Origin of the sequence: Cupriavidus sp. DL-D2 (assembly GCF_039710735.1) — a bacterium.
Classification (GTDB): Bacteria; Pseudomonadota; Gammaproteobacteria; order Burkholderiales; family Burkholderiaceae; genus Cupriavidus.
Genome location: NZ_JBDKXK010000011.1, coordinates 175043 through 193011 on the forward strand (window position 1 = coordinate 175043; position 17969 = coordinate 193011).

Here is a 17969-nt window from a genome sequence, read left to right on the forward strand (position 1 = left end):
ATGCAAGCCCAATCTCCAACAGCGGATTTCGAACGACTGCTGCTTTCGCGAATGACACGAGACCGTATTCGCTCCGCCAACTATCATCTGACCGACCATTTGGCAGAAATTCTCTCGCACCACCCCGAGCTTGAGGCTACGCTCCAGATCGGGCATGAAAATGTGGAGCGCGTTCGTCAAGCCGAGGTCACGCAGCGCGAATTGATGGGCACGCCTTTCCTCGTCGTTACGCCTACGCTCACCGATGTGCAGGACTGGCGCTGTTTGGCAGAGAACACAACGACCACACTGGCAATCGATGAGCTGCGCTCCAACATGCCGCCGTGGGACACCGACGATAAGCTGCGACTGTTCTATAACAACCGCCACTACATCTGGCTGCTGGCAGAACTGCTCCACGTCAGCATCCTTGCGGCACCGCTTCTTGGACTGAGCAAGGATCTCGCAGAGTATCTCCGATCGCTACCCCAACATGTGCTTGACCGCGCGATCGCCCGGATCGATTTCCCGATCTTCAAGTGGCGGCTTCCAAGCAAGCCGTTTTGGATCGACTTCGATACGGGCCGCATCATGCCCGACACCCTTGCGCACCATTTTATTGCCGCGACGCCGATGCGTGCCGACAAACTCGCTGGCAAACATAGTTGGACACGCCTCACGTTGGAGCCGGTCGCCAAGCGCGTCTACTCGGATCTGATGATCCGTCAGAGATTCCGCGCGTCGATCGTGGCGTCGTTGCTCGGGATGAGCGGAACGTACACGCGGAACCAGTTCCAACAAATTCACGGCGACTCCTCCCCTTCCGGCCAACTCCCGTCCTCTACCGCCTGGTACTTCGAGCACGCCACGCATCGCCTCCAAGCCACGGCTATGGTTTCGTTCTACAGGATAGCGCAGTCCTTCGGTGCCAACGTCCCCGAGGCATTGATCGCGGCATACGACCTGTTCGAGAAGATCTTTGGCACGATTTCGAAAATCTCAGCTGACCGAGCGTGCCACATCTGTCGGATTATCTCGACAGAAGCCACGCTAGAATTGGCGCCCTGCCGTGTTTGCAGGACTCCCTATCTCATTGCCAACACGGCTCCCCGCATCGAACTCAGCCACAATTTCTCCTGCCCGAACTGCAGTGGCGCGCTCGGTGGCCCACACGCTGATTCCCGAAAGAGGAAGAAATAGTATTTATGTACATCGCACTTTGGCTGCCAGCCATACTCGCCTTCTTCTTGGCCCCTCGCGTAGGCCGCAATCGCTTTCTCTGGACAGCGATCTGCTTCTGCACCTCGTTGATTGGCCTCGTTGCGCTGATCTTGCTCCCCAGCCGGAAACATCCGAGGTTGGCGGAGTATCTCCAAGCCCATCCGCAGTGCCAAACGCAACACGGCGTCAGCTGCGCCTACTGCGGCTCGCGGAGCATTCGTCTGTGGAGGGAGACCGGTTTCATGGTCGCTCGCCAATACCACCTGTGCAATTCGTGTGGAAAGACTCTGTACACGTCCTAGCCAGCACCCCCTGGACGTGGGGTAAAAATTGGCGCTTTATTGCCGAATAGTCAAATGGGCGGTGATGTATCCTTCTGCCCTTGTCATTTTTGCCATTTGCTTGCAACGATGCGATTACTCCTAGCCATTCTGCTGCCGTGGCTGCAGTTCTTCACGATCGGGAGACCGTTCGCCGGCGTCGTCTGCTTGATACTTCAGGCAACAGTGATCGGCTGGATTCCGGCGGCCATTTGGTCGGCATATGCGTTGAGCCAATACAAAACCGACCAGAAGATTCAGGCCGCACTTAACAATCGCGGCCGATGATTTTTTCACGGGCTTGACAAGCGGATTAAGCCCGTAGGATGGAATTAAGCGGTTCAGATCGAGCCGCGGTCCATACCGAAAACAGAGGAAGAAGAAATGCAAAAGACCAAGTTCGCACTCTCCATCGTTTCTGCTGCTGCACTGCTGACCCTGGCCGCCTGTGGTGGCGGCGGTGGCGATAGCGCTTCTGCGGCGCAGCAGCCTGCAACGCCGACGCCGCCCGCGCCGACCATTACCGTTCAGGGTAGCGCCACAGTGGTTTCCGGTGACCCTCTTGCCGTCATCCTCGTGCCGCAGGGCTCATCGACCACGAAGACTGTTACCGGCACAATCTCCTCGGCTAGCTTCGCGGCTCAGTTCCAGAAGGCGACTGCCGAAGGCGCGTACACACAGTTCGGCGTTGACGCAAATAGCCTGGTGACGCTCAGTTCCGGCAAGGTCGTGGACGTAGCGGGCAACGGTGACTTCGCCATTGGCCGGTGGACTGACGGTGGCAGCTCTGTTGGCACAATCAACAGCAACCAAGGTTCCCACTACGCCGTAGGGAGGCCGATTAAGCTCCTTCCCGACTTGACTGTCGGAGCCCCGGATATCAAAGTGAATTGCTCTGCCGTAGCGAGCACTAGCCCCACCGCTGTAAGCGGCAACTTTGCTCCGGGTAAGCTCAACTCGGCCGTAGCAGTCGTTGATTTGACATTTGCCACGCTTGACAGCTTCAATCTCGACGTCGCCATCGGCTCCGATGCGCACGCCACCGCAGCTGTGACCGGCTCAATTCTCAACGGCGTTTTCATTGCCGGCGGCGTTCTGCAGCAAGTTCAGACTTTTGGGCCTTCTGCAACGAAGCCGTACTTGGCCATTGGTTATGCCATCCCTACCCCCACGAGTGGGGACGTTACTGGGGTCGTCGTTCTGAAGTGCCAGTAAGCCCCTCGCACGGCGTATGACGGCCAGCCCTGCTGGCCGTTTTTTTTGCTATCTTCGGAGAATGACGCGGCCTTCACGCGTTCATCACCGGTAAGGGTGCTTAAGAGTAGCGGATTGACGGTGAGGTCGTTGGCGCTCACTGCCTGCCCTTGGCATCCTATTCCTTGCCCTTTTCACAGCTAAAATAATAGAAATAGCCCCGTCGCGGCGGGGCTTTTTGGGGTCAAGAGCGACCTGAGTTAGCCGCCGTTGCCGCCCCCATCTTGAATGATGGGGAAGGCTTGGACCCACGCAGTGCCCGGCGGGCACGCGTATCCATCGGTCTGCCGATATCCCCTGTCGCCAAACGGCGAAAATGCGTCCGCAACGGATCCGGCACGATTGTCCGTCGAGTAGGCGCCAGCCCCCTGATAAATTCCCGGTGACCCTGCCTTGTAATAACAGAGCATCGGGTAACTATTCGCGGCGCCCGAGCCTCCATATTGCCATGTCATAGAGTGTATGCCCATCCCACCACCGGACGCAGCCTTCCACACACCCGATTGGCAAGAAAGTATCTTGCCCGATGCGTCGCTCCGAATCGACCCTTGGGGGTCCCCGCATGCTTGTCCGTCAAACACTTGCTGCGATGTACCTGTTGAAGGGACCAAGGCACCGGCAGCGTATATATAGCCGTCTGTCACAACTGACCCGTTCGCCCTCACGTTCCCGTACGATTGGATCGCAGAGGCGTTAACTTGAGCGGCACCTACGATTCCCGCAATGGATGCGTTTCCGTAGGATTGAAGCCCGTTGGCTGCCACGAGGTTGCCCGTAACGTTACCGCTCGCGGCTACATTCCCGGCTGCCGACACAGAACCATTAGACTGGAAATTCCCCACGCGATTCATCGCCTGGTTGTTCGCATCCATTGGACCGGTCAGATTCAGCGAGCCGTCGCGCTTGTAGAACTGATTCATGGACTGCGCGAGCAGTGAGGTATTACCTACTCGCATCATCAGCACGCCGGCCGGCGTTCCCGGCAAAGGGTTCGCCGCCGACCAACTTGCCGCCATTCCAGTGATAAGGGCGGGATTCTCCGCGTATGAGGCACCGCCATCCACGCCGGCCATTTGAACTGCGGCTGCCATCAGGTCTGACCGGATATTGCCGGTCGCATCCCGATAACCGGCGGTGGAATACATCTGCCCAGGGATCGTGCAATTAGTCAGACCGGATGCGCAGTTTGTGGGCGTCAGATTGATAGTGAAGGAGATGCCCAATGGACTCTTGTCACTGAATCCAATGGGCAACAACTGCAGGTTCACCAGATCCTGAATCGTCGGCTGCAACGGCTTGGGTACGGTTGCAGTGACGCTGCCCGCCTGAATGCTGGTTGGTGTTGTCGGACTGGCGGCAAGCACAGTCATATTGTCAAACACGTACGTGTTCACGACCTGCGCCACGTTCTGCATGTACTGCCCAGTGCCCATCGCAAGGGCGTCATCGATGGCGCTGTTCGTGGTGTAGACCATCGTGGCCAGCCCCACCGCAGAAATCGTCAGCTGAAAGGCGGCATCCGTCATCAGCATCTTGGTTCTCCTTATGCGAAACCCGGCCACACGGCCGGGTCCTTATACCTCAGTATCATGCAGCCAATCAGCAGAGTATTACCGCTCAAAAGCTCGGCAATTTGCTATCGCTTTTGGCGGCAAGGCTTAGGCAACGACGATGTTGATCGTGTTGTTCCCGCCTGAGCAGGAAATCTGCGACGGATCGACCGAGCCGCCCACTGCCTTGATGACGGTACCGTTCACCACGATCTTGCCGGCGCTACCTTGGTATGCCGCCACGAGGGAGCTGCAGGCAGCGTCAGGCTGCTGCGACAGCGTCCACTGGATGGCATCGTTCGCGCTCAACAGCTGCGCCGGCGCCACAGCCAGTTGCGCACCGCCGGGCTGGACGATCACGTTGCTGCCCGCCACCGTCATAGTCGTCAGATCCTTGAAGATGCCGTTGTTGATAAGGCCGGACATCGAGACCTTGCTGTACTGGCCGCGGTAGGTCGCTTTCGTCTTGCCCACCACCGAGTTCAACTCGGAAGTCAGTTGCTGGACTTCAGTGTCCGTCAGCGTACGGGCGAAGGCCACCAGCACGGCGATAAGCACGATGCCGGCAACGAGCAGGTAGATACCGTACTCCTCGATAATGCCGGCGCCGCGCTGACGGCCGAGCCGGCTCTTCGAGCTGATCGGCCGATCCTTGAGGGGCGTCAGCGCCGGAGCTTTCGTGGCTTCGATCGAGACGTCGTGTTCGTTGATTTGTTGGCTCATTTTTAAATCTCCTGGGGAATTGAAATCAAGGTTGGGGGGTGACAGTTGACGGCGCGACATGCTGTTTCGACATGCCCACAATCTGGGAACGTCCCTTCATCTCCATAGCGATGAAGAAGGGGGTGAACGACAAGCCTGTAATGAGGAACGCCATCGCAACCGACATACGGCGATTGAAAGCCGCAGCCTTCTTGAGCATCAAGGCGGGGGTATCCTTGAGCATGTCTGCGGCCACCTTGCTCAGCATCTTCGAGAGGTCTTCCTCGTACTCGGCGATATCCTGGATGTTGAAGCTGGTGTCCTTGTCGAAAAGGCCCGTGTCGAAGACCTTGCCCCCTTCGTTCGGGATGTACTCCAGGTTCAGCTCGATGCGCTCGATGTGGTACGCCAGGTAGGGATACGCGTTGTCCCGCATCAGCGACAGACCTGCCGACAAACTCTTACGATCGCCGCCGACGCGCTTTGTCACAGCGGACAACCCCGCGAAAAACTGCGCCCCCTGGAAGCGACGGAAAAAGTCGAACGGCAGCAGGTTCCGATCCATCCAGCCCCGGTGCTTGCCGACGTATCGCGTCAGCGCCCGCGCCGTCCATAGGACGATGCCAATCTCGGCAGCCAGCAACAGCCAGCCCCAATGGCGCAGGAACGTCGTTCCGATGTGGAATGCAGAGCCAAGCGGGCCATATTGGCTAGGATCGAGCAGCGCCTGGAACGACTTCTCCATCTTCGGGCCGGCGTAGAACGCCATCGTCCCCAAGTAGACGTGAAGGATCAGGAACGTAAAGACGACGCCGGTCAGAATGGCGACCATGCCTGTGCGCGCCTCTTTCAGCGCAAGCAGGTTCGCACCCAGCGTTTCCAGTCCTTCTCGAATGTCGCCGCCCTGCTCTGCCACGGCAAGGATCGGGATGTCCTCATCCGGCACCGTCCCTCGGAAGATCTCCGTGACCGTGGACTGCTGCTTCTCCCCGTCCAGGCCTTCGAAGCGCGCGAGCCAATGCGCCGACAGCTTTCCCAGCGGCTCACCAGCCCGGCGTGCGGCATCTTTGGCAAAGAAGTTCGATATCGGCTCGCCGGGCATCGCGGCAATACGCTTGGCCAGTGCGCTGTAGTACGTACCGCGCTCGGCGCGGAACCGGAACTTGGCCCAGAAGAGACGGTCGGCAAATACGCGGTCGCCGGCACGCAGACCGGGACCAACAACCTTGCCCTGCACAATCTGGCCAAAGCGCTGCATGGATTTGAGCACTCAATTTCTCCGTTGCATTTCACGCTGGCGCTTTGCCTCATAGGCGTCCAGCGACGTGATGCGTTCGACTTCGCGCGGATCCACGATCCCGGCGAAGACCTTGTACATGGCCACCTCGAATACCGTCTTGCCCGTGCTGTCGGGGATATCGAAGCCTGTCGTTCGCTTGGTGCGCTGATAGGCCGCGAGCTCGATGTTCATGGCGTCGCGGATGTAGACGAGATCCTGCTCGTCGGGCTCGAACATTTCGGCCACCACCGTACGCCCACGTGCGCCATTCAGGTCCGGCAAGTTCGGCCGGGCGCAGAGTTCGCAGCCCGCCGGGTTGCGCAGACGGATGCCCTCCACATCGAACTTGAAAAGTCGCTCGATCTGCTGCAGCTTGGCCGCGCCCAGAACGTTCTTCATTTCCGCGCCATGCAGGCCGCAGGAGCAGGTCTTCGGGAGCAGCGCCTGGTAGACGTACAGGTTGATAAAGCCGGGCGTAGCCAGAACGCTGCGCGGGATGCGAAGCTCACCGTCGGACAGTCGATCGGGCGCCGTCAGGGCACTTGGGGCGTGGACGGTCGTGAGCGCACGCAGGCCTGCACCGGCGACGTCACGGAAGAGACCGGCGGACTCGTGATCGCGCAATTCCCCCACCATCACAAAATGGGGGTTCATCCGCTTGATCTGCCGCTTCATCGCAATGAACGGATCTTCGTCGCGGTTGCCAGCATCCAGCGTCCGGGAAACCGAGAAGTGATGCGTGCCCGGTGCGATCAGCTCCACCGGATCTTCCACAGTCATCTTGTTCATCCATGCCGGCAGCCGCTGCATCACGGCCTGCGCGGAGGTGGTCTTGCCGGAGCCGACCACTCCCACGAACACGGTGCCTCCGCCGAGGTTCAACGTGCAACGATCCAGGAGCGCCGATTGCTGCGGGAAGTAGCCCAGATCCTCCACAAAGTCGAGGATGTGAGTTTGAGCCTCTTCGCGATGAACCCGCATCACGGTCAGATGACCGTTGACGCTCTGCGCAGACGCCCAGCGGCAGACGACGCTTTGCCCGTCAACGCGAGTGCGAATGCTCGTCTGCTGTGGTAAAGCGCGTGAAAACGCGTTGTGCGAGCCGCCCTTCCCTTTCTGGAATATATGCGACAGCGTGTCCAGCAGCACACCGGTTTCCATACGAAACTCGGGCGGGTCCACCAGATAGCCATCGATGGCGAACCGGATCTGCGAATGGGTGCCCTGGTCGACGATCTCCCAATGGATGTCGGAGGCCGTCTCCCGTAAGGTGAAGCGCAGGATGGCTTCAAAGTTGTGCCATAGCGCGCTTGCTGGGCGGCGGCCTGTCGCAGGCGTGCCGTCGGCCAAGCCCATCGGATCCACACCGCCGCGCGAGAGCGTCACCATCACCTGCGGCGCGGCCACATGCAACATCGGGGTCGCCGCGTCGTAACGCAGACGCAGCTGGCGCAGGATTTCCTCGGTGACGTCCGAATTGACCATCTCTCGGGTCAAGATCACCGCGAAGGTGCCACGACCGGCAGCGCCGCTACCTTCCGACACCAGCACCGGGCAGATCGAGTGACGCAGGGACTGCGACAGACTCAGTTCCTCGTAGAGCGTACTGAGGAAAACAGGCAAGTCATCTGCCGTGCCGATCTCCGTCGCGACTGCTGGCGGCGGCGCGAGGGTGGGCTCGACCGACGCCGCCGGCATGAACGACGCGCCGTTGCCGGTCAGCACGGTGACGCCATTCATACCGGCCATGCCGGTTTTGGCCTTTTCCGATTTGGAGAACAGTCCCATTTCGGCACTCAGCGCTGCGCAACCGGCGGCATCCCACCCGGCTGGGGCGGCGCGATCGGGGGCATGATGGGGGCAGCCGGCATCTGTGCAGGCTGCGGCAACGTCGACGGCATCTGGAAGGATGGAGCGGCCGCGCCGGGCAGACCACCTTGCGGCAGTGGCGACGACGGCCGCGCGGCGTTCATCCCCTCGCCGCCAGGTCGTTGTTCAAACAGGTTCACAGCATCGTCCTGCTCGTAGGGCGCGAAGAGCTTGGACTTGCCCTTCGTAAGCGTGGTGCCGCTCTCGGTGATGGCGCTCACGGTATAGCCGCGCCACTTTGCCCCCACCCTGGCTGAATAGGTCTCGCCGCCCCATTGCACATAGCTGCGCAGCGACATGGCGCCACCGGCGGAGCGGCCGTCAACGCCATAGAGGGCGATCGTGCGCGGGCGTGAACGCTCTACCTCCGCCTTGGCCTGCGCAGGGTTGGGTGCCGCCGACACCGCAGCGGGCGGCGCGCCCTTGTTCAGATCCTGCTCGATCTTCTGAAGCGCCACCCGTCCATCAGCGTCGATCAGCTTCTGTGTGATCGTCTTGGTGTCGTCGTCGGCGTAGGCACCGCCAACAACGGCGAGGCCCAGGATCGCGGCCAGCGTGCGGCCAGAGTTTCGTGCGAAGCGCATGGGGTGTCCTTTAATCGCGGGCGTAGGCATCGCCCTTGACCGTCAACATGAATTTGGATTGCTTGAGATCGGGCGCGGCGTCAAGGTTCACGGACAGCTCAATGAAGGTGACCGTCACCGGTGTCGGGAACGCTTTGAACTCCGTCGCGTTACGCAGCGGGCCGGACAGTTCCCAATTACCCACTTTTACGGGGTGCTCGATAGAGGCAGGCCCCTGCGGTGGCACGAATCCGAAGTGGCCGAACTCGCCCAGCTCAGCCTTGCCCGCCACGGGCCGGAGAACTTGCAATTGCGATCCGAAGTCCGCACGCAGCGACATGGAAGCCGGCAGGCGGCCGACCACATCGCCCAGGCGCCGGGCCTCGCCCATCCGGACGCGAGCGGATACATCCACGGCGGCGTCACCCTTCTGGAAATGCGGATTCGCTGCCCAGTCCGGGATCGCCTCCAAGAACGTCCGATTCGTGGCACCACGGGTGGTGTCTTTGATGACGTAGGTCGCAACGCAATCCGACTCGGGGGTTACGACCTGCTCGCATTTGACCGTCGATAGCGTCCAGCCGCCCACAGACAACGGCGCCACCGCGGAGAACCAGTGCGTGAATGCCGGCAGTGCACTCGCTGCCGGTGCGACAGGTGCAGCGCTGCGCGAAACTAGATCCTCGGCATACAGTTCCGCAGGCGTCTTCTGAGGCGGCGGCGGATGCAGACGGCGCTGGTAAGCCTCATATTCGGCCTTGCCGTAGTGCCACCCGACAAAGCCGACGGCAGCAAGCGCCGTCACGATCAGCAACTGCTTGCGCTGCGTGGTCGCCCGCGGCTTCTTCAGAACCGCCGCCGGACCGGCCACCTCTACCAGCTTTGCCAAATCAAACTCGACGTGCGAGACGCGGCGGTCCTGCGGGAGCAACGCCAGCAGTTCCGGCGAATTCCCAACCAACTTGAACTCGCCCTCGAACTTCGTCGGGAAATCGGCCACGAGCGCAGACAGCGTGCGCTCTTCGGTCACGACCTGATCAAAACCTACGCGCGGCCTGCCTTTGACGATGCCGCATACAAAGTAGATCGGCGCGGCGCCGGCGTGATCGAACCTGAAAACGAACAGCGCGTTGGGGACCAGTTCCGGCACGCGCGAGAGCGCGGCCGCTGCCGAATACAGCTTGTCCTTGATCTTGGCCTGCGCATCGGCTCCGCTGAGATAGCCCATGTGCAGCGCCTGGTCCTCGTGCCAGATGCGCGCGGCACGGACTTCCTTCGCAATGTTGGCAGCCAGTGTCGTCGGCGTGCCGCTCCCCGTCAGGGTGCGCCACTGCATGCCGAACACCAGCTTCTTGCCGTGGATATCCAGAATCATTGCGCAACCCCATCAAGAAGCCCGCCGTTTGTAGCCCCGAAGCGGTACCGCTTGCGGAGGAACGCGCGGAACTCAGCCCCATCGCGTACCGGTACGGACTCATTGCCCCGCATGCGATGCAACGACAGATCCCCTGTCGACGGTAGATCCAGACGGTTGCGCAGCGCATGTTGCCACTCGGCGCGGAACTCGTTACGGAATCCAAATTGCCGATAGGCGAACAGCGCGCCCATCATCGCCACAAGCAAAGTCGCTCTCAAGAACAGTGCGAGGAGATCGGAAAGCCGCTCGGGCGCCACCTGTGCCGCGAGGAGGATCGACTTGATGCCGGTGACTGTACCGGTGCCGTCCAGCAGCAATGCGCCGACGGCAGTCCAGAACATCATCAGCGGCACATATCGAGCCAGCCAGCGGCAGACGTTGACCGCCAGCACGCCGGCGTTGCACAGCTGACGAAGATACGTCGACAAGGAGAATGCCGCGCGATGACGGATGGCAGCGTACTCATTCTCCGGCACGGCGCCCAGGTCAATGCCGTCGATACGCACATGCAAGAAGCCGACGTCCTCCGAGTCGATACGATGCTCCAAATGCAATCCGTAGGCAGATAGCGTTGCTTGATACGCCAACGTCAGCAGGCACGTGGCCAGTGCACAACCAATCATTTCCGCCGGTCGCTGCATCGCGAGCATAGCGATGCCGGGTAGCCACATCAGCACGGCGACCCAGTAATGATCGCGGTAAAGCCGGGCGATATCGGCCCAAAGTGTTTGGATGCGCGCCATGTCAGCTGCCGTGTTGAACAGAGGGCTCGCCCTGGTCCTGCACCATGACGGTCGCCAGCACGAGGGTGAAGGTCCGGGTCTTCGACGCAGTCATCGAGCCCCCGAGAATCATCGGCAGTGACTCGCCGAGCGTGCGGCGCGTCAACTGCGTGTCATCCTGCTCGAACGCGGTCATGACGACCGTCTGGCCGTTGCGTACGATCAAATCCTGCTTGGGGATTCCCTTCGCCACGAGGTTGATGTTCTGGATCGACTGCTGGTTATCGCCCGTGCCCGAAGTGAACTTCTCCAGCGGCCCATCCTGCTTCGACTGGTCGAAGGCGATCTGCAGGTTCACGTCGTCGCGCGTGGTGGCATCGGCATAGACCTGCAGCTTGAAACCCACCGTGGCCGTCGACGTGCTGATACCCGGAATGCCACCCGTGCCGCCAGCGGTCGTTGTCGCCGGCGTGGTGCTTGAGACGTAGGAGAAAGTGCGCCGGTTGTTGTACTGGAAGGCGTGGCGGTTACGCATCGACACGGGAATCGTCACCGATGACGTCACGGTGCCGTACTGCTTGAGCGCGCTCATGATGGCGTTGGTGCCCGCGAACTGGCCCGAGTTCATCGTCAGGCCAAAGCTGCCGGCCGTGCTCGACACCAGCGTCGACGGCGATAGCGCCGACAGCGTGAAGCCCGGCACGTTCTCCAGCGCCTTGGTCAGCACGGCGTTCCAGTCCACGCCAGCCTCGCCGTTGTCGGCAACGGACAGGTCGATCATTTGGAACTTGAGCGTCACCATGCGCGAGTAGATGGCGATCTGGCGACGGATGATGTCGTCGGCCGCCTCCACCGCTTCGCGCGTGTCACGCATCGTGAGCAGGCCGGTACCGCGGTTCAGGTCCAGATCCCCCACCATCGTGCGCACTGGGTTCAAGCTCTTGCGGACTTCCTCCAGATCATCGAGTTCCTTCAGCTCGGCCTTGGCCGCAGCGTCAATCTGCGACGAGTTCGAGCTACCGCTGTTGCCCGTGCCGCCGGACCCCTGAGACGTTTGCTTGAACTCCGTCGTAAACGAATTGGTGCCCGGCTGAATCGGCAGTTGCCAGGTCTTTGTCACCAGCCGGTAGAACCGAATGACGCCCTTCGAAGGCAGGAATTCCCAGTTGATGCCCAGACGCGTGGCCACCAGATCCAGCATGGTCGCGAGCGGCATTTTTTCGCTGTTCTTGAACTCAACGTTCAAGGCGTTCTCGACCAGCGGTGTGGTCTGGATGCCGGCAGATCCCCCAGCGGCAGTTAGCGTAGAGGGCAGCGGGCCGCCTAGCGACGGTGCGGGACCGAGAGCGCCCGCCGGCGTCGGCGTACCACTGACCGGCGTACCCCGCAAAGCCTGCTGCGCCTGTGGGCCCAGCGAGCGAGGCATCAGAACGTTCGAAGGCAGGTACACGTCCGAGTCGATCTTGACCGGGATACCGGTTGCCATCGTGATGCGCTGGCCGACCACCGCAAGCGGCATCGTCTTCTCGGGGAACATCACCCACGTGTCGACGTTGTTGCGCAGTGCCAGCGGCAGCGTGACGTTCCGCGCGACGGCCACGCGCTTTCCCACCAGGAACGGGCGGTCAACGTCCTGCTCCGCTTCCACAGCGGCGCGGTCTTGCCGGATACGGGCGTAGAGATCCTGGGTGGTTTGCGTGGCTTGCGCGCGTGTGTCGTCGGTCGTCTGCCGAACATCCTTCAGCAACGTCGGCGAGACGCAACCGGCCAGCATCGATGTAACGAGCGCGGCACCAGTGGCGGGACGGAGAATGCGGTTCAGCTTCATTGTTCGCCTCACTTGGACGGATTGCACTTCGTGGTCTTCTTCACCACGCGCACATAGTTGTTGGAATAGAAGCAAGGCTTCAGGCTGTAGTCGGTCATCTCCGTGGACGAGAGGACGCGACGAAGGGCTGTTTTGAAATCTGCGGTGAACGCATCGTTGCCACCGATCTCCACGTCCTGGTCCAGTTCCCAAGGCGCAGCCGTCCAGCCAGTCTCCCGGGCCCACTTCTCGACCAGCAGCCTATAGTTGCCGTCGGCGGTAGAGACAGTCCAGTCGCGCGGGCCGGAACCGGTCGGCAGTGCTGCACCCGCAGCGGCCACCGGCGTCACTACCGTCGCGGGGATCGATTGGGCAATCGGCGTCGAGGTGTCGCTTGCCTTGGCAATGAGTGCCGGAGCCTCGCCTACCTTCGGCTGCGCGTTGCCACGACCGTCCGACAGCAGCTGCCAGCCGCCACCGGCCAAAGGCTTGCTCGGCTCAAAGTTGCCCGATGCGGACGCCCCAAAAGGCGAGGTACCGGGTACGGCTGCGTGAGCGCAGACGGCGATAGCGGCGGCGCCGCTCAGCAGAACCCGGCACATCCGGGACATCGATCGAGGCTGGTACATGGCTGATTTCCGTTATGAATTCGTTGGCTTATTTGCTGGTGGACTGGAGCTTCTGATAGACACGGTTGGCGTACCGGAGCCGCTTGTCTGGAGCGCCGGCGTTGTAGCAACCGACCGCCGTCCACGTTTCCCCGTATCGGCTCAGGCAATCCGCGAGAATCCACGTCCCCACGTACGCGTTCGTACAGGGGTCGAACAGGCTCTGCCGCGTAATGCCAAACTTCGCCAGGCGCGGCAGGTGCGCCGAGTTGATCTGCATCAGGCCGATGTCCTCGCTGCCGTTCGTGTTGGTGTTGGTCACCCACGAGCGCATACCGGATTCGACCTGCGCAATCCCGCGTGCAAGCGTCGGGCTTACGCGGTGGAATGCTGCGGCTTCGTCCAGGCAGTCGGCGTGCGCACCGCCGGCCACCGTCAGCCCGGCAACGACACACAACAGGAGGTAATGGCGCTTCACACTCATTGAAGGGCGGCTCGCTCGTAGAACCGGACTTCTGGCAGACGGTCCACCCGGACGACATTCCCGTCCGCGATCACAGTAAGGTGATCGGACACTCCGTTGAACTTGAAGTACCGGTCCTTTTGCTCGCCGCCGCCCTGGTGGTTGTCGCCGAATACGGAGATGCTGGCCGAGGACTTGGCAAAGCTCAGATAAGTGGCACCGTCCTTCTCAAACACGCGCTCCAGGCCCGCATCGTTCTCGCGGGGGAACAGGAAATTGATGCCCGGCACACGTGCGACTTCGACGCGCTTCGCTCCACTGCTCGCCGTAAAGCTGTCGACCGTCGGGAAGGACAGCACCTTTTCGGCGTCATCCCATCGCGTACGGAGCTTGTCACCCGCGCCATCGCGCACTTCCAGATCTTTCGGCTCGGTCTCGAAGCGGACTTCGATGCGACCGTTCTTGGCGTCGCGGATTGCCAACGCGTTGAATGCCGAGGCCAGTGTCGGACCTTCAGGGAGCGGAGTGCCTGCCGCGGGTGCGCTCGCGGCCGGGACCGGCGTCGGGACTGCCGGCGTGGTTCCAGACGTGGCCGAGGCCCGGAGCATTCCGCCGGTCGCGGTCTCCACGGCGAACGCCTTGGGCGGCGTGGCACGCAGTGCAACGTTCCGGCGGCCGAAATCCACCTCTGCGTACAGGTTGCGCTGCTCAAGCACCTGCGCCAGCGCCTGCAGCCAGTTCTCCCCGGCCCGGGCATCCAGTGAGACATCGTCCGTCAGCGGAATGTCTTTCTGCGCCGTGCCGCTCCAGCCGTTCGGCGCGATGGACTTGACCATCTGCGCCAGCGGCAAGGAGGACCGGCCGGCGCGCACCAGCGCGATATCCGAGTAGCTGCCAATCAGAGCCAGGCGGCCCGAGATCGCGGCGAGGCTGCGCGGCATGTCGCCACCGGGGTTGGCTGGCTCGGACGTGAAGCCATTCGCCCGTTTCCAACGTGCTACAACAGGCTGTCCGTTCACTGAATAGCGGACCACTTCCGGCACACCTTCGATGACCCAATAGGGACCGTTCTGGATCGCGCCATCGGCCTGCACCGATTGCCCGAAGCGCGGCTGGATGTACGTGGACAGTCCGTCGTTGAACACCATCGCAGGCCGGTCGGACGCGCGGGCCACAACCTGGTAGTCGAAGTCGAGCGGGTCGGTATCGGCCGCGATGGCCGGCGCTGCCAACAGCGCCAGTGCAGAGAAAATCAGCGGCCTGATCATTGGAAGCTCGCAACGTGTTTCATGAAACGTGAGAAGTAAGGCCCGCCACGCTCCGGGTTGGCGCTGTGGTACCAGGCCACGGCCTTCATGGGGGAGCCGCTGCGCTGGAGGTTCTCCGCAAGGATGTCCTCAGCCACGCGGATGTTTGTCGCCGGCGCCAGTGCTTCCCACGGGGAGGCAAAACGCTTGCCGTGGTAGCACCAGTTGACCTGCATGAGGCCCACGTCAAAGTCGCAGCGGTCGCTCGCCAGCAAACGGTTGATCGCCGAATAGGCTTCTTCCCTCGACGAGAAGAACATGCCCCGCCCCGCAACGTTTAGCGTCCACGGCCAAGGGCGGCCGCGATACGACGACTCGTTCATGGCAATGCCAGCGGTAATCTTGGGGTCCACGCGGCTGCCCATCTGGGCGAACGGCTCGGTCTTTGGCGCGCATGCCCAGCCGCCGCGGCGCTCCGCCAGCGCTTCTTGAGCGGCGTCATCCAGATGTGGCGGGCGCAACCACCCTTCCCGAGCGAACAGACGAGCAAGCGGCACCGTCTTTCCCGCCAACGTGACGGTCGGGCCTTGGTCCCCACCCGCCTCGATCTGCACGCCAAGCAGCCGCGCCGACCAGGCAAGGAATGTGTCCAGCCCGCAGTACAAGACGGGCTTGCCTTCGAGGGTGTGCACGCGCGCCTGACCATCGGCATTCACGACAATGGCGTTGGGGCTGATGACGGCATCGATCGTTGCCCCACTGGCAACAAAGGACGCGGAAGCGCAAAGCAAGAACGCCGCGAGCCGCTTAGTCACGATAAGGCTCCAGCACGATGTCATGCTTGACCTGCACCATCATCTTCTGGCCGGGCTCGGTCGTGATGGTCGGGCGAATGTTCTGGTTGCGATTCAGGATCGTTTGGGCCGTCTGCGTCGCTACCTGCCCTGCCGCGTTGCCGTATGCCACCAGTCCGGCCGGCCCGACCGTTGTGGTGGTCGGGTTGTCGTTGAAGCGCAACGACAGCGCGCCGATGATGAGCGCGCCGCTAAAGATCTTCAGGAAGTGGTTGTTGACGTCACCCGTATTGCCGGCGGTGCCGTCCGGATCTGCGCCCTGCATGCCCATCAGCGGCACAGTCTTGCCATTGGGCAGTTGCATGCGCACGAAGGCCGTGAGGATGCGTTCCTGGCCAACTGCGATGTCAGCGCTGTACATGCCGACCAGCGTGCTGCCGGCAGGGATGATCTTGCAGGTGCCCTTCACCGTGTCGTAGACGTCCTGCGACACGGTTGCACGGAATTCGCCCGGCTTGTCCGAGTTCAGACCGCCCGCAAAATTTGCAGGAATGTTGAAGCCCCGGCTCAGGGTGCAACGGGGGAGCTTGCCGTCGAAACCTGTACGCAGTGTGGTCATGCTGCCGGCGTCGCGCAAGAATTGGCGATCGGCAGACGCCGGTTGAGCCACCGCGCCCTCAGGATTCTGAGCCGCCGCATTCGCCGCCGCTGCCTTCGCCGCCACAGCCTGCTGGATCGCGCGCATCTGCGCGGGATCGGTGATGTCCGCTAGCGCCGCCGTTGGCTTTGCCTGATTGACTTGGGACTTCCGCGTCCCGCTCTTGAAGACCGGCGCAGTGAAGAGGTCATCTTGCGCATTCTTCTTGGCATCCGGCGATGCGGGCGTGCTCTTGGCCGCACTGGTCAGATCGCCAGCGGTCATGACAGGCGCTTTCGTGTCCGGCGCAATCGCCTCTTTGCGCTGCTTGTCGGCTTCCTCGCGCGCCTTGTCCGCCTGTGCGCGAATCGTGGCCTCCAGACTCTGGCCCGTGTCCGCGCTGCCCGCGCGCTGGGCGATCTGGTCGGTGCGCTGCTGCTCGGCCTTGGCATCCTGCTGCTGGTCCGAAATCGTCTGGTAGTAGTAGCCCAGCGCGCCAACCATGACGGCGGCCACGCCACCCAAGGCGAGCACAACGTTTCGCGGGAGCTTCCCCTTGACAGTACGCTCCTGCGCTTCCGTCACGTCGGTGACGTTCTCGGACTTCTTGTTGCCGCGCATCAGAACAACCCCAGAATGCGGCGACGACGCTCGATCTTGACTTCATCGCTACCGGAACGCAGCACCACGGTGTCGGCCAGCCGTTGCACCACGAGATAGCGACCGCGCGTCACGGAGTTCACCACCACGTAGTCGCTGCCGTCCTTGATGAGCGGGACCGGCCAGTTCTGCAGGGCACCAGCCGGCAGGCGCAGCCAGAGCGCCTTGCCATCGTCAAAGGCCGTGTCCGGCTTGAACGCCGCGCCCCCAGAGATGCTGTAGTCGAAATTCAGCTGGTCGGGCGGTACGCCAACGGCATCCAGACTCCGGCCGCTGTCGGATTCGCCAGCCTTTCCGTCGTCGGCCTGCTCGGGCCGCGCGTCATTGCGCGCTTTCACCTTTGCAGAAATGGACGTAGGAATACGGAACCGGACCTTCTGGTAGAAAATGCCGCCGAGCGGCGAGGAAACCAGCGTGAATTCGTAGCTCCGCTTGTTGGTGTTCACCGACAAGGTGTTGACCAGGCCGGCAGCTTGCGGCTTCACGTACAGGTGATTGGCACCGTCGGTATCGTAGTCCCACCTGACGTTCTCACCCCAAGCCGGATCACCAATGATCTGCTCATCGTCCGGGAACTCGATGGTTGTCACCTTGAGCGGCGCGCTCAGGACACGGAAGATCTGGTCGCGGCTGTAGGTGAACACAACCAGCCGCGAGTCGCCCGGCAGCGCGACCGGATCCACGCCGCCGTTGAACGGGTTGGTGGGATTCATCGCATCACTGAGGTCACCGATACCAAGACCTGCCATCCCGGCTCCTGGGCGACGGGGCATCTTTTCGGCAGCGTGGCCATCCGGAACAGACAGCACCAGCGCGATACAGCAGGCGATGGCGACAGGGAGGAATCGGGAAGAAGTACGGGCGTCCATGAGCGTGT

Annotated in this window: 17 protein-coding genes; 3 read left to right on the forward strand and 14 right to left on the reverse strand. The window is 61.9% G+C overall.

The annotated features are described in order from the left end of the window. From ABDB81_RS08655 to ABDB81_RS08665, 3 genes are all read left to right on the forward strand, one after another. Positions 1-1179, forward strand: a complete 1179-nt coding sequence (locus tag ABDB81_RS08655; RefSeq protein WP_137927672.1) for a FlhC family transcriptional regulator — start codon at positions 1-3, stop codon at positions 1177-1179. Between the two features lie 431 nt (positions 1180-1610). After that, positions 1611-1808: a YqaE/Pmp3 family membrane protein gene (locus ABDB81_RS08660; RefSeq protein ID WP_137927688.1), complete on the forward strand. Its 198-nt coding sequence runs from the start codon at positions 1611-1613 to the stop codon at positions 1806-1808. Between the two features lie 96 nt (positions 1809-1904). Continuing rightward, positions 1905-2735 (forward strand): hypothetical protein, encoded by an 831-nt coding sequence (locus ABDB81_RS08665; RefSeq protein ID WP_137927671.1) that lies wholly within the window; start codon positions 1905-1907, stop codon positions 2733-2735. Between the two features lie 239 nt (positions 2736-2974). Here ABDB81_RS08665 and ABDB81_RS08670 read toward each other — a convergent pair whose 3' ends face one another. The 14 genes from ABDB81_RS08670 to ABDB81_RS08735 all read right to left on the reverse strand — a co-directional run bounded on the left by ABDB81_RS08670 (position 2975) and on the right by ABDB81_RS08735 (position 17961). After that, positions 2975-4306, reverse strand: coding sequence for an adhesin (locus ABDB81_RS08670; protein WP_137927670.1), 1332 nt, complete (start codon positions 4304-4306; stop codon positions 2975-2977). A gap of 126 nt (positions 4307-4432) precedes the next feature. Next, entirely contained in the window at positions 4433-5047 is a 615-nt protein-coding gene (locus ABDB81_RS08675) for a type 4 pilus major pilin (RefSeq protein WP_137927669.1), read from the reverse strand. Positions 5048-5072: 25 nt separating this feature from the next. Continuing rightward, the gene (locus ABDB81_RS08680; protein ID WP_137927668.1) at positions 5073-6296 is read right to left on the reverse strand and encodes a pilus assembly protein TadE; all 1224 of its coding nucleotides are present in this window, start codon (positions 6294-6296) and stop codon (positions 5073-5075) included. Continuing rightward, positions 6297-8093 carry an ATPase, T2SS/T4P/T4SS family gene (locus tag ABDB81_RS08685; protein WP_137927667.1) on the reverse strand — a complete coding sequence of 599 codons (1797 nt, stop codon included), beginning with the start codon at positions 8091-8093 and terminating at the stop codon, positions 6297-6299. Positions 8094-8101: 8 nt separating this feature from the next. Beyond that, the gene (locus ABDB81_RS08690) at positions 8102-8758 is read right to left on the reverse strand and encodes a hypothetical protein (protein WP_137927666.1); all 657 of its coding nucleotides are present in this window, start codon (positions 8756-8758) and stop codon (positions 8102-8104) included. A gap of 10 nt (positions 8759-8768) precedes the next feature. Next, entirely contained in the window at positions 8769-10112 is a 1344-nt protein-coding gene (locus tag ABDB81_RS08695; RefSeq protein ID WP_137927665.1) for a type 4b pilus protein PilO2, read from the reverse strand. Then, the gene (locus ABDB81_RS08700; RefSeq protein WP_137927664.1) at positions 10109-10897 is read right to left on the reverse strand and encodes a hypothetical protein; all 789 of its coding nucleotides are present in this window, start codon (positions 10895-10897) and stop codon (positions 10109-10111) included. Before ABDB81_RS08700 ends, ABDB81_RS08695 begins: the two co-directional genes overlap by 4 nt. A gap of 1 nt (position 10898) precedes the next feature. Continuing rightward, positions 10899-12704 carry a protein PilN gene (locus ABDB81_RS08705; protein ID WP_137927663.1) on the reverse strand — a complete coding sequence of 602 codons (1806 nt, stop codon included), beginning with the start codon at positions 12702-12704 and terminating at the stop codon, positions 10899-10901. A gap of 8 nt (positions 12705-12712) precedes the next feature. Next, the gene (locus ABDB81_RS08710; protein WP_137927662.1) at positions 12713-13312 is read right to left on the reverse strand and encodes a toxin co-regulated pilus biosynthesis Q family protein; all 600 of its coding nucleotides are present in this window, start codon (positions 13310-13312) and stop codon (positions 12713-12715) included. A 28-nt stretch (positions 13313-13340) separates the two neighbouring features. After that, positions 13341-13775 carry a lytic transglycosylase domain-containing protein gene (locus ABDB81_RS08715; protein ID WP_237380994.1) on the reverse strand — a complete coding sequence of 145 codons (435 nt, stop codon included), beginning with the start codon at positions 13773-13775 and terminating at the stop codon, positions 13341-13343. Further along, on the reverse strand, positions 13772-15022 hold the full coding sequence (locus ABDB81_RS08720) for a pilus assembly protein PilL (protein ID WP_137927661.1): 1251 nt from the start codon (positions 15020-15022) through the stop codon (positions 13772-13774). The genes ABDB81_RS08715 and ABDB81_RS08720 overlap by 4 nt, the downstream gene beginning before the upstream one ends. After that, on the reverse strand, positions 15019-15816 hold the full coding sequence (locus ABDB81_RS08725; protein ID WP_160475176.1) for a transglycosylase SLT domain-containing protein: 798 nt from the start codon (positions 15814-15816) through the stop codon (positions 15019-15021). Before ABDB81_RS08725 ends, ABDB81_RS08720 begins: the two co-directional genes overlap by 4 nt. Next, the gene (locus tag ABDB81_RS08730) at positions 15809-17053 is read right to left on the reverse strand and encodes a TrbI/VirB10 family protein (RefSeq protein WP_137927719.1); all 1245 of its coding nucleotides are present in this window, start codon (positions 17051-17053) and stop codon (positions 15809-15811) included. Before ABDB81_RS08730 ends, ABDB81_RS08725 begins: the two co-directional genes overlap by 8 nt. Further along, positions 17053-17961, reverse strand: coding sequence for a TrbG/VirB9 family P-type conjugative transfer protein (locus ABDB81_RS08735; protein WP_137927720.1), 909 nt, complete (start codon positions 17959-17961; stop codon positions 17053-17055). Before ABDB81_RS08735 ends, ABDB81_RS08730 begins: the two co-directional genes overlap by 1 nt. Positions 17962-17969: the final 8 nt, after the last annotated feature.

What these genes read in the sequence shown, in the direction of transcription:
- ABDB81_RS08655 (WP_137927672.1), top strand. Translation starts at nt 1, where the DNA reads ATGCAAGCCCAATCTCCAACAGCGGATTTCGAACGACTGCTGCTTTCG.
- ABDB81_RS08660 (WP_137927688.1), top strand. Translation starts at nt 1,611, where the DNA reads ATGCGATTACTCCTAGCCATTCTGCTGCCGTGGCTGCAGTTCTTCACG.
- ABDB81_RS08665 (WP_137927671.1), top strand. Translation starts at nt 1,905, where the DNA reads ATGCAAAAGACCAAGTTCGCACTCTCCATCGTTTCTGCTGCTGCACTG.
- ABDB81_RS08670 (WP_137927670.1), bottom strand. Translation starts at nt 4,306, where the DNA reads ATGCTGATGACGGATGCCGCCTTTCAGCTGACGATTTCTGCGGTGGGG.
- ABDB81_RS08675 (WP_137927669.1), bottom strand. Translation starts at nt 5,047, where the DNA reads ATGAGCCAACAAATCAACGAACACGACGTCTCGATCGAAGCCACGAAA.
- ABDB81_RS08685 (WP_137927667.1), bottom strand. Translation starts at nt 8,093, where the DNA reads ATGGGACTGTTCTCCAAATCGGAAAAGGCCAAAACCGGCATGGCCGGT.
- ABDB81_RS08690 (WP_137927666.1), bottom strand. Translation starts at nt 8,758, where the DNA reads ATGCGCTTCGCACGAAACTCTGGCCGCACGCTGGCCGCGATCCTGGGC.
- ABDB81_RS08695 (WP_137927665.1), bottom strand. Translation starts at nt 10,112, where the DNA reads ATGATTCTGGATATCCACGGCAAGAAGCTGGTGTTCGGCATGCAGTGG.
- ABDB81_RS08700 (WP_137927664.1), bottom strand. Translation starts at nt 10,897, where the DNA reads ATGGCGCGCATCCAAACACTTTGGGCCGATATCGCCCGGCTTTACCGC.
- ABDB81_RS08705 (WP_137927663.1), bottom strand. Translation starts at nt 12,704, where the DNA reads ATGAAGCTGAACCGCATTCTCCGTCCCGCCACTGGTGCCGCGCTCGTT.
- ABDB81_RS08710 (WP_137927662.1), bottom strand. Translation starts at nt 13,312, where the DNA reads ATGTACCAGCCTCGATCGATGTCCCGGATGTGCCGGGTTCTGCTGAGC.
- ABDB81_RS08715 (WP_237380994.1), bottom strand. Translation starts at nt 13,775, where the DNA reads ATGAGTGTGAAGCGCCATTACCTCCTGTTGTGTGTCGTTGCCGGGCTG.
- ABDB81_RS08720 (WP_137927661.1), bottom strand. Translation starts at nt 15,022, where the DNA reads ATGATCAGGCCGCTGATTTTCTCTGCACTGGCGCTGTTGGCAGCGCCG.
- ABDB81_RS08730 (WP_137927719.1), bottom strand. Translation starts at nt 17,053, where the DNA reads ATGCGCGGCAACAAGAAGTCCGAGAACGTCACCGACGTGACGGAAGCG.
- ABDB81_RS08735 (WP_137927720.1), bottom strand. Translation starts at nt 17,961, where the DNA reads ATGGACGCCCGTACTTCTTCCCGATTCCTCCCTGTCGCCATCGCCTGC.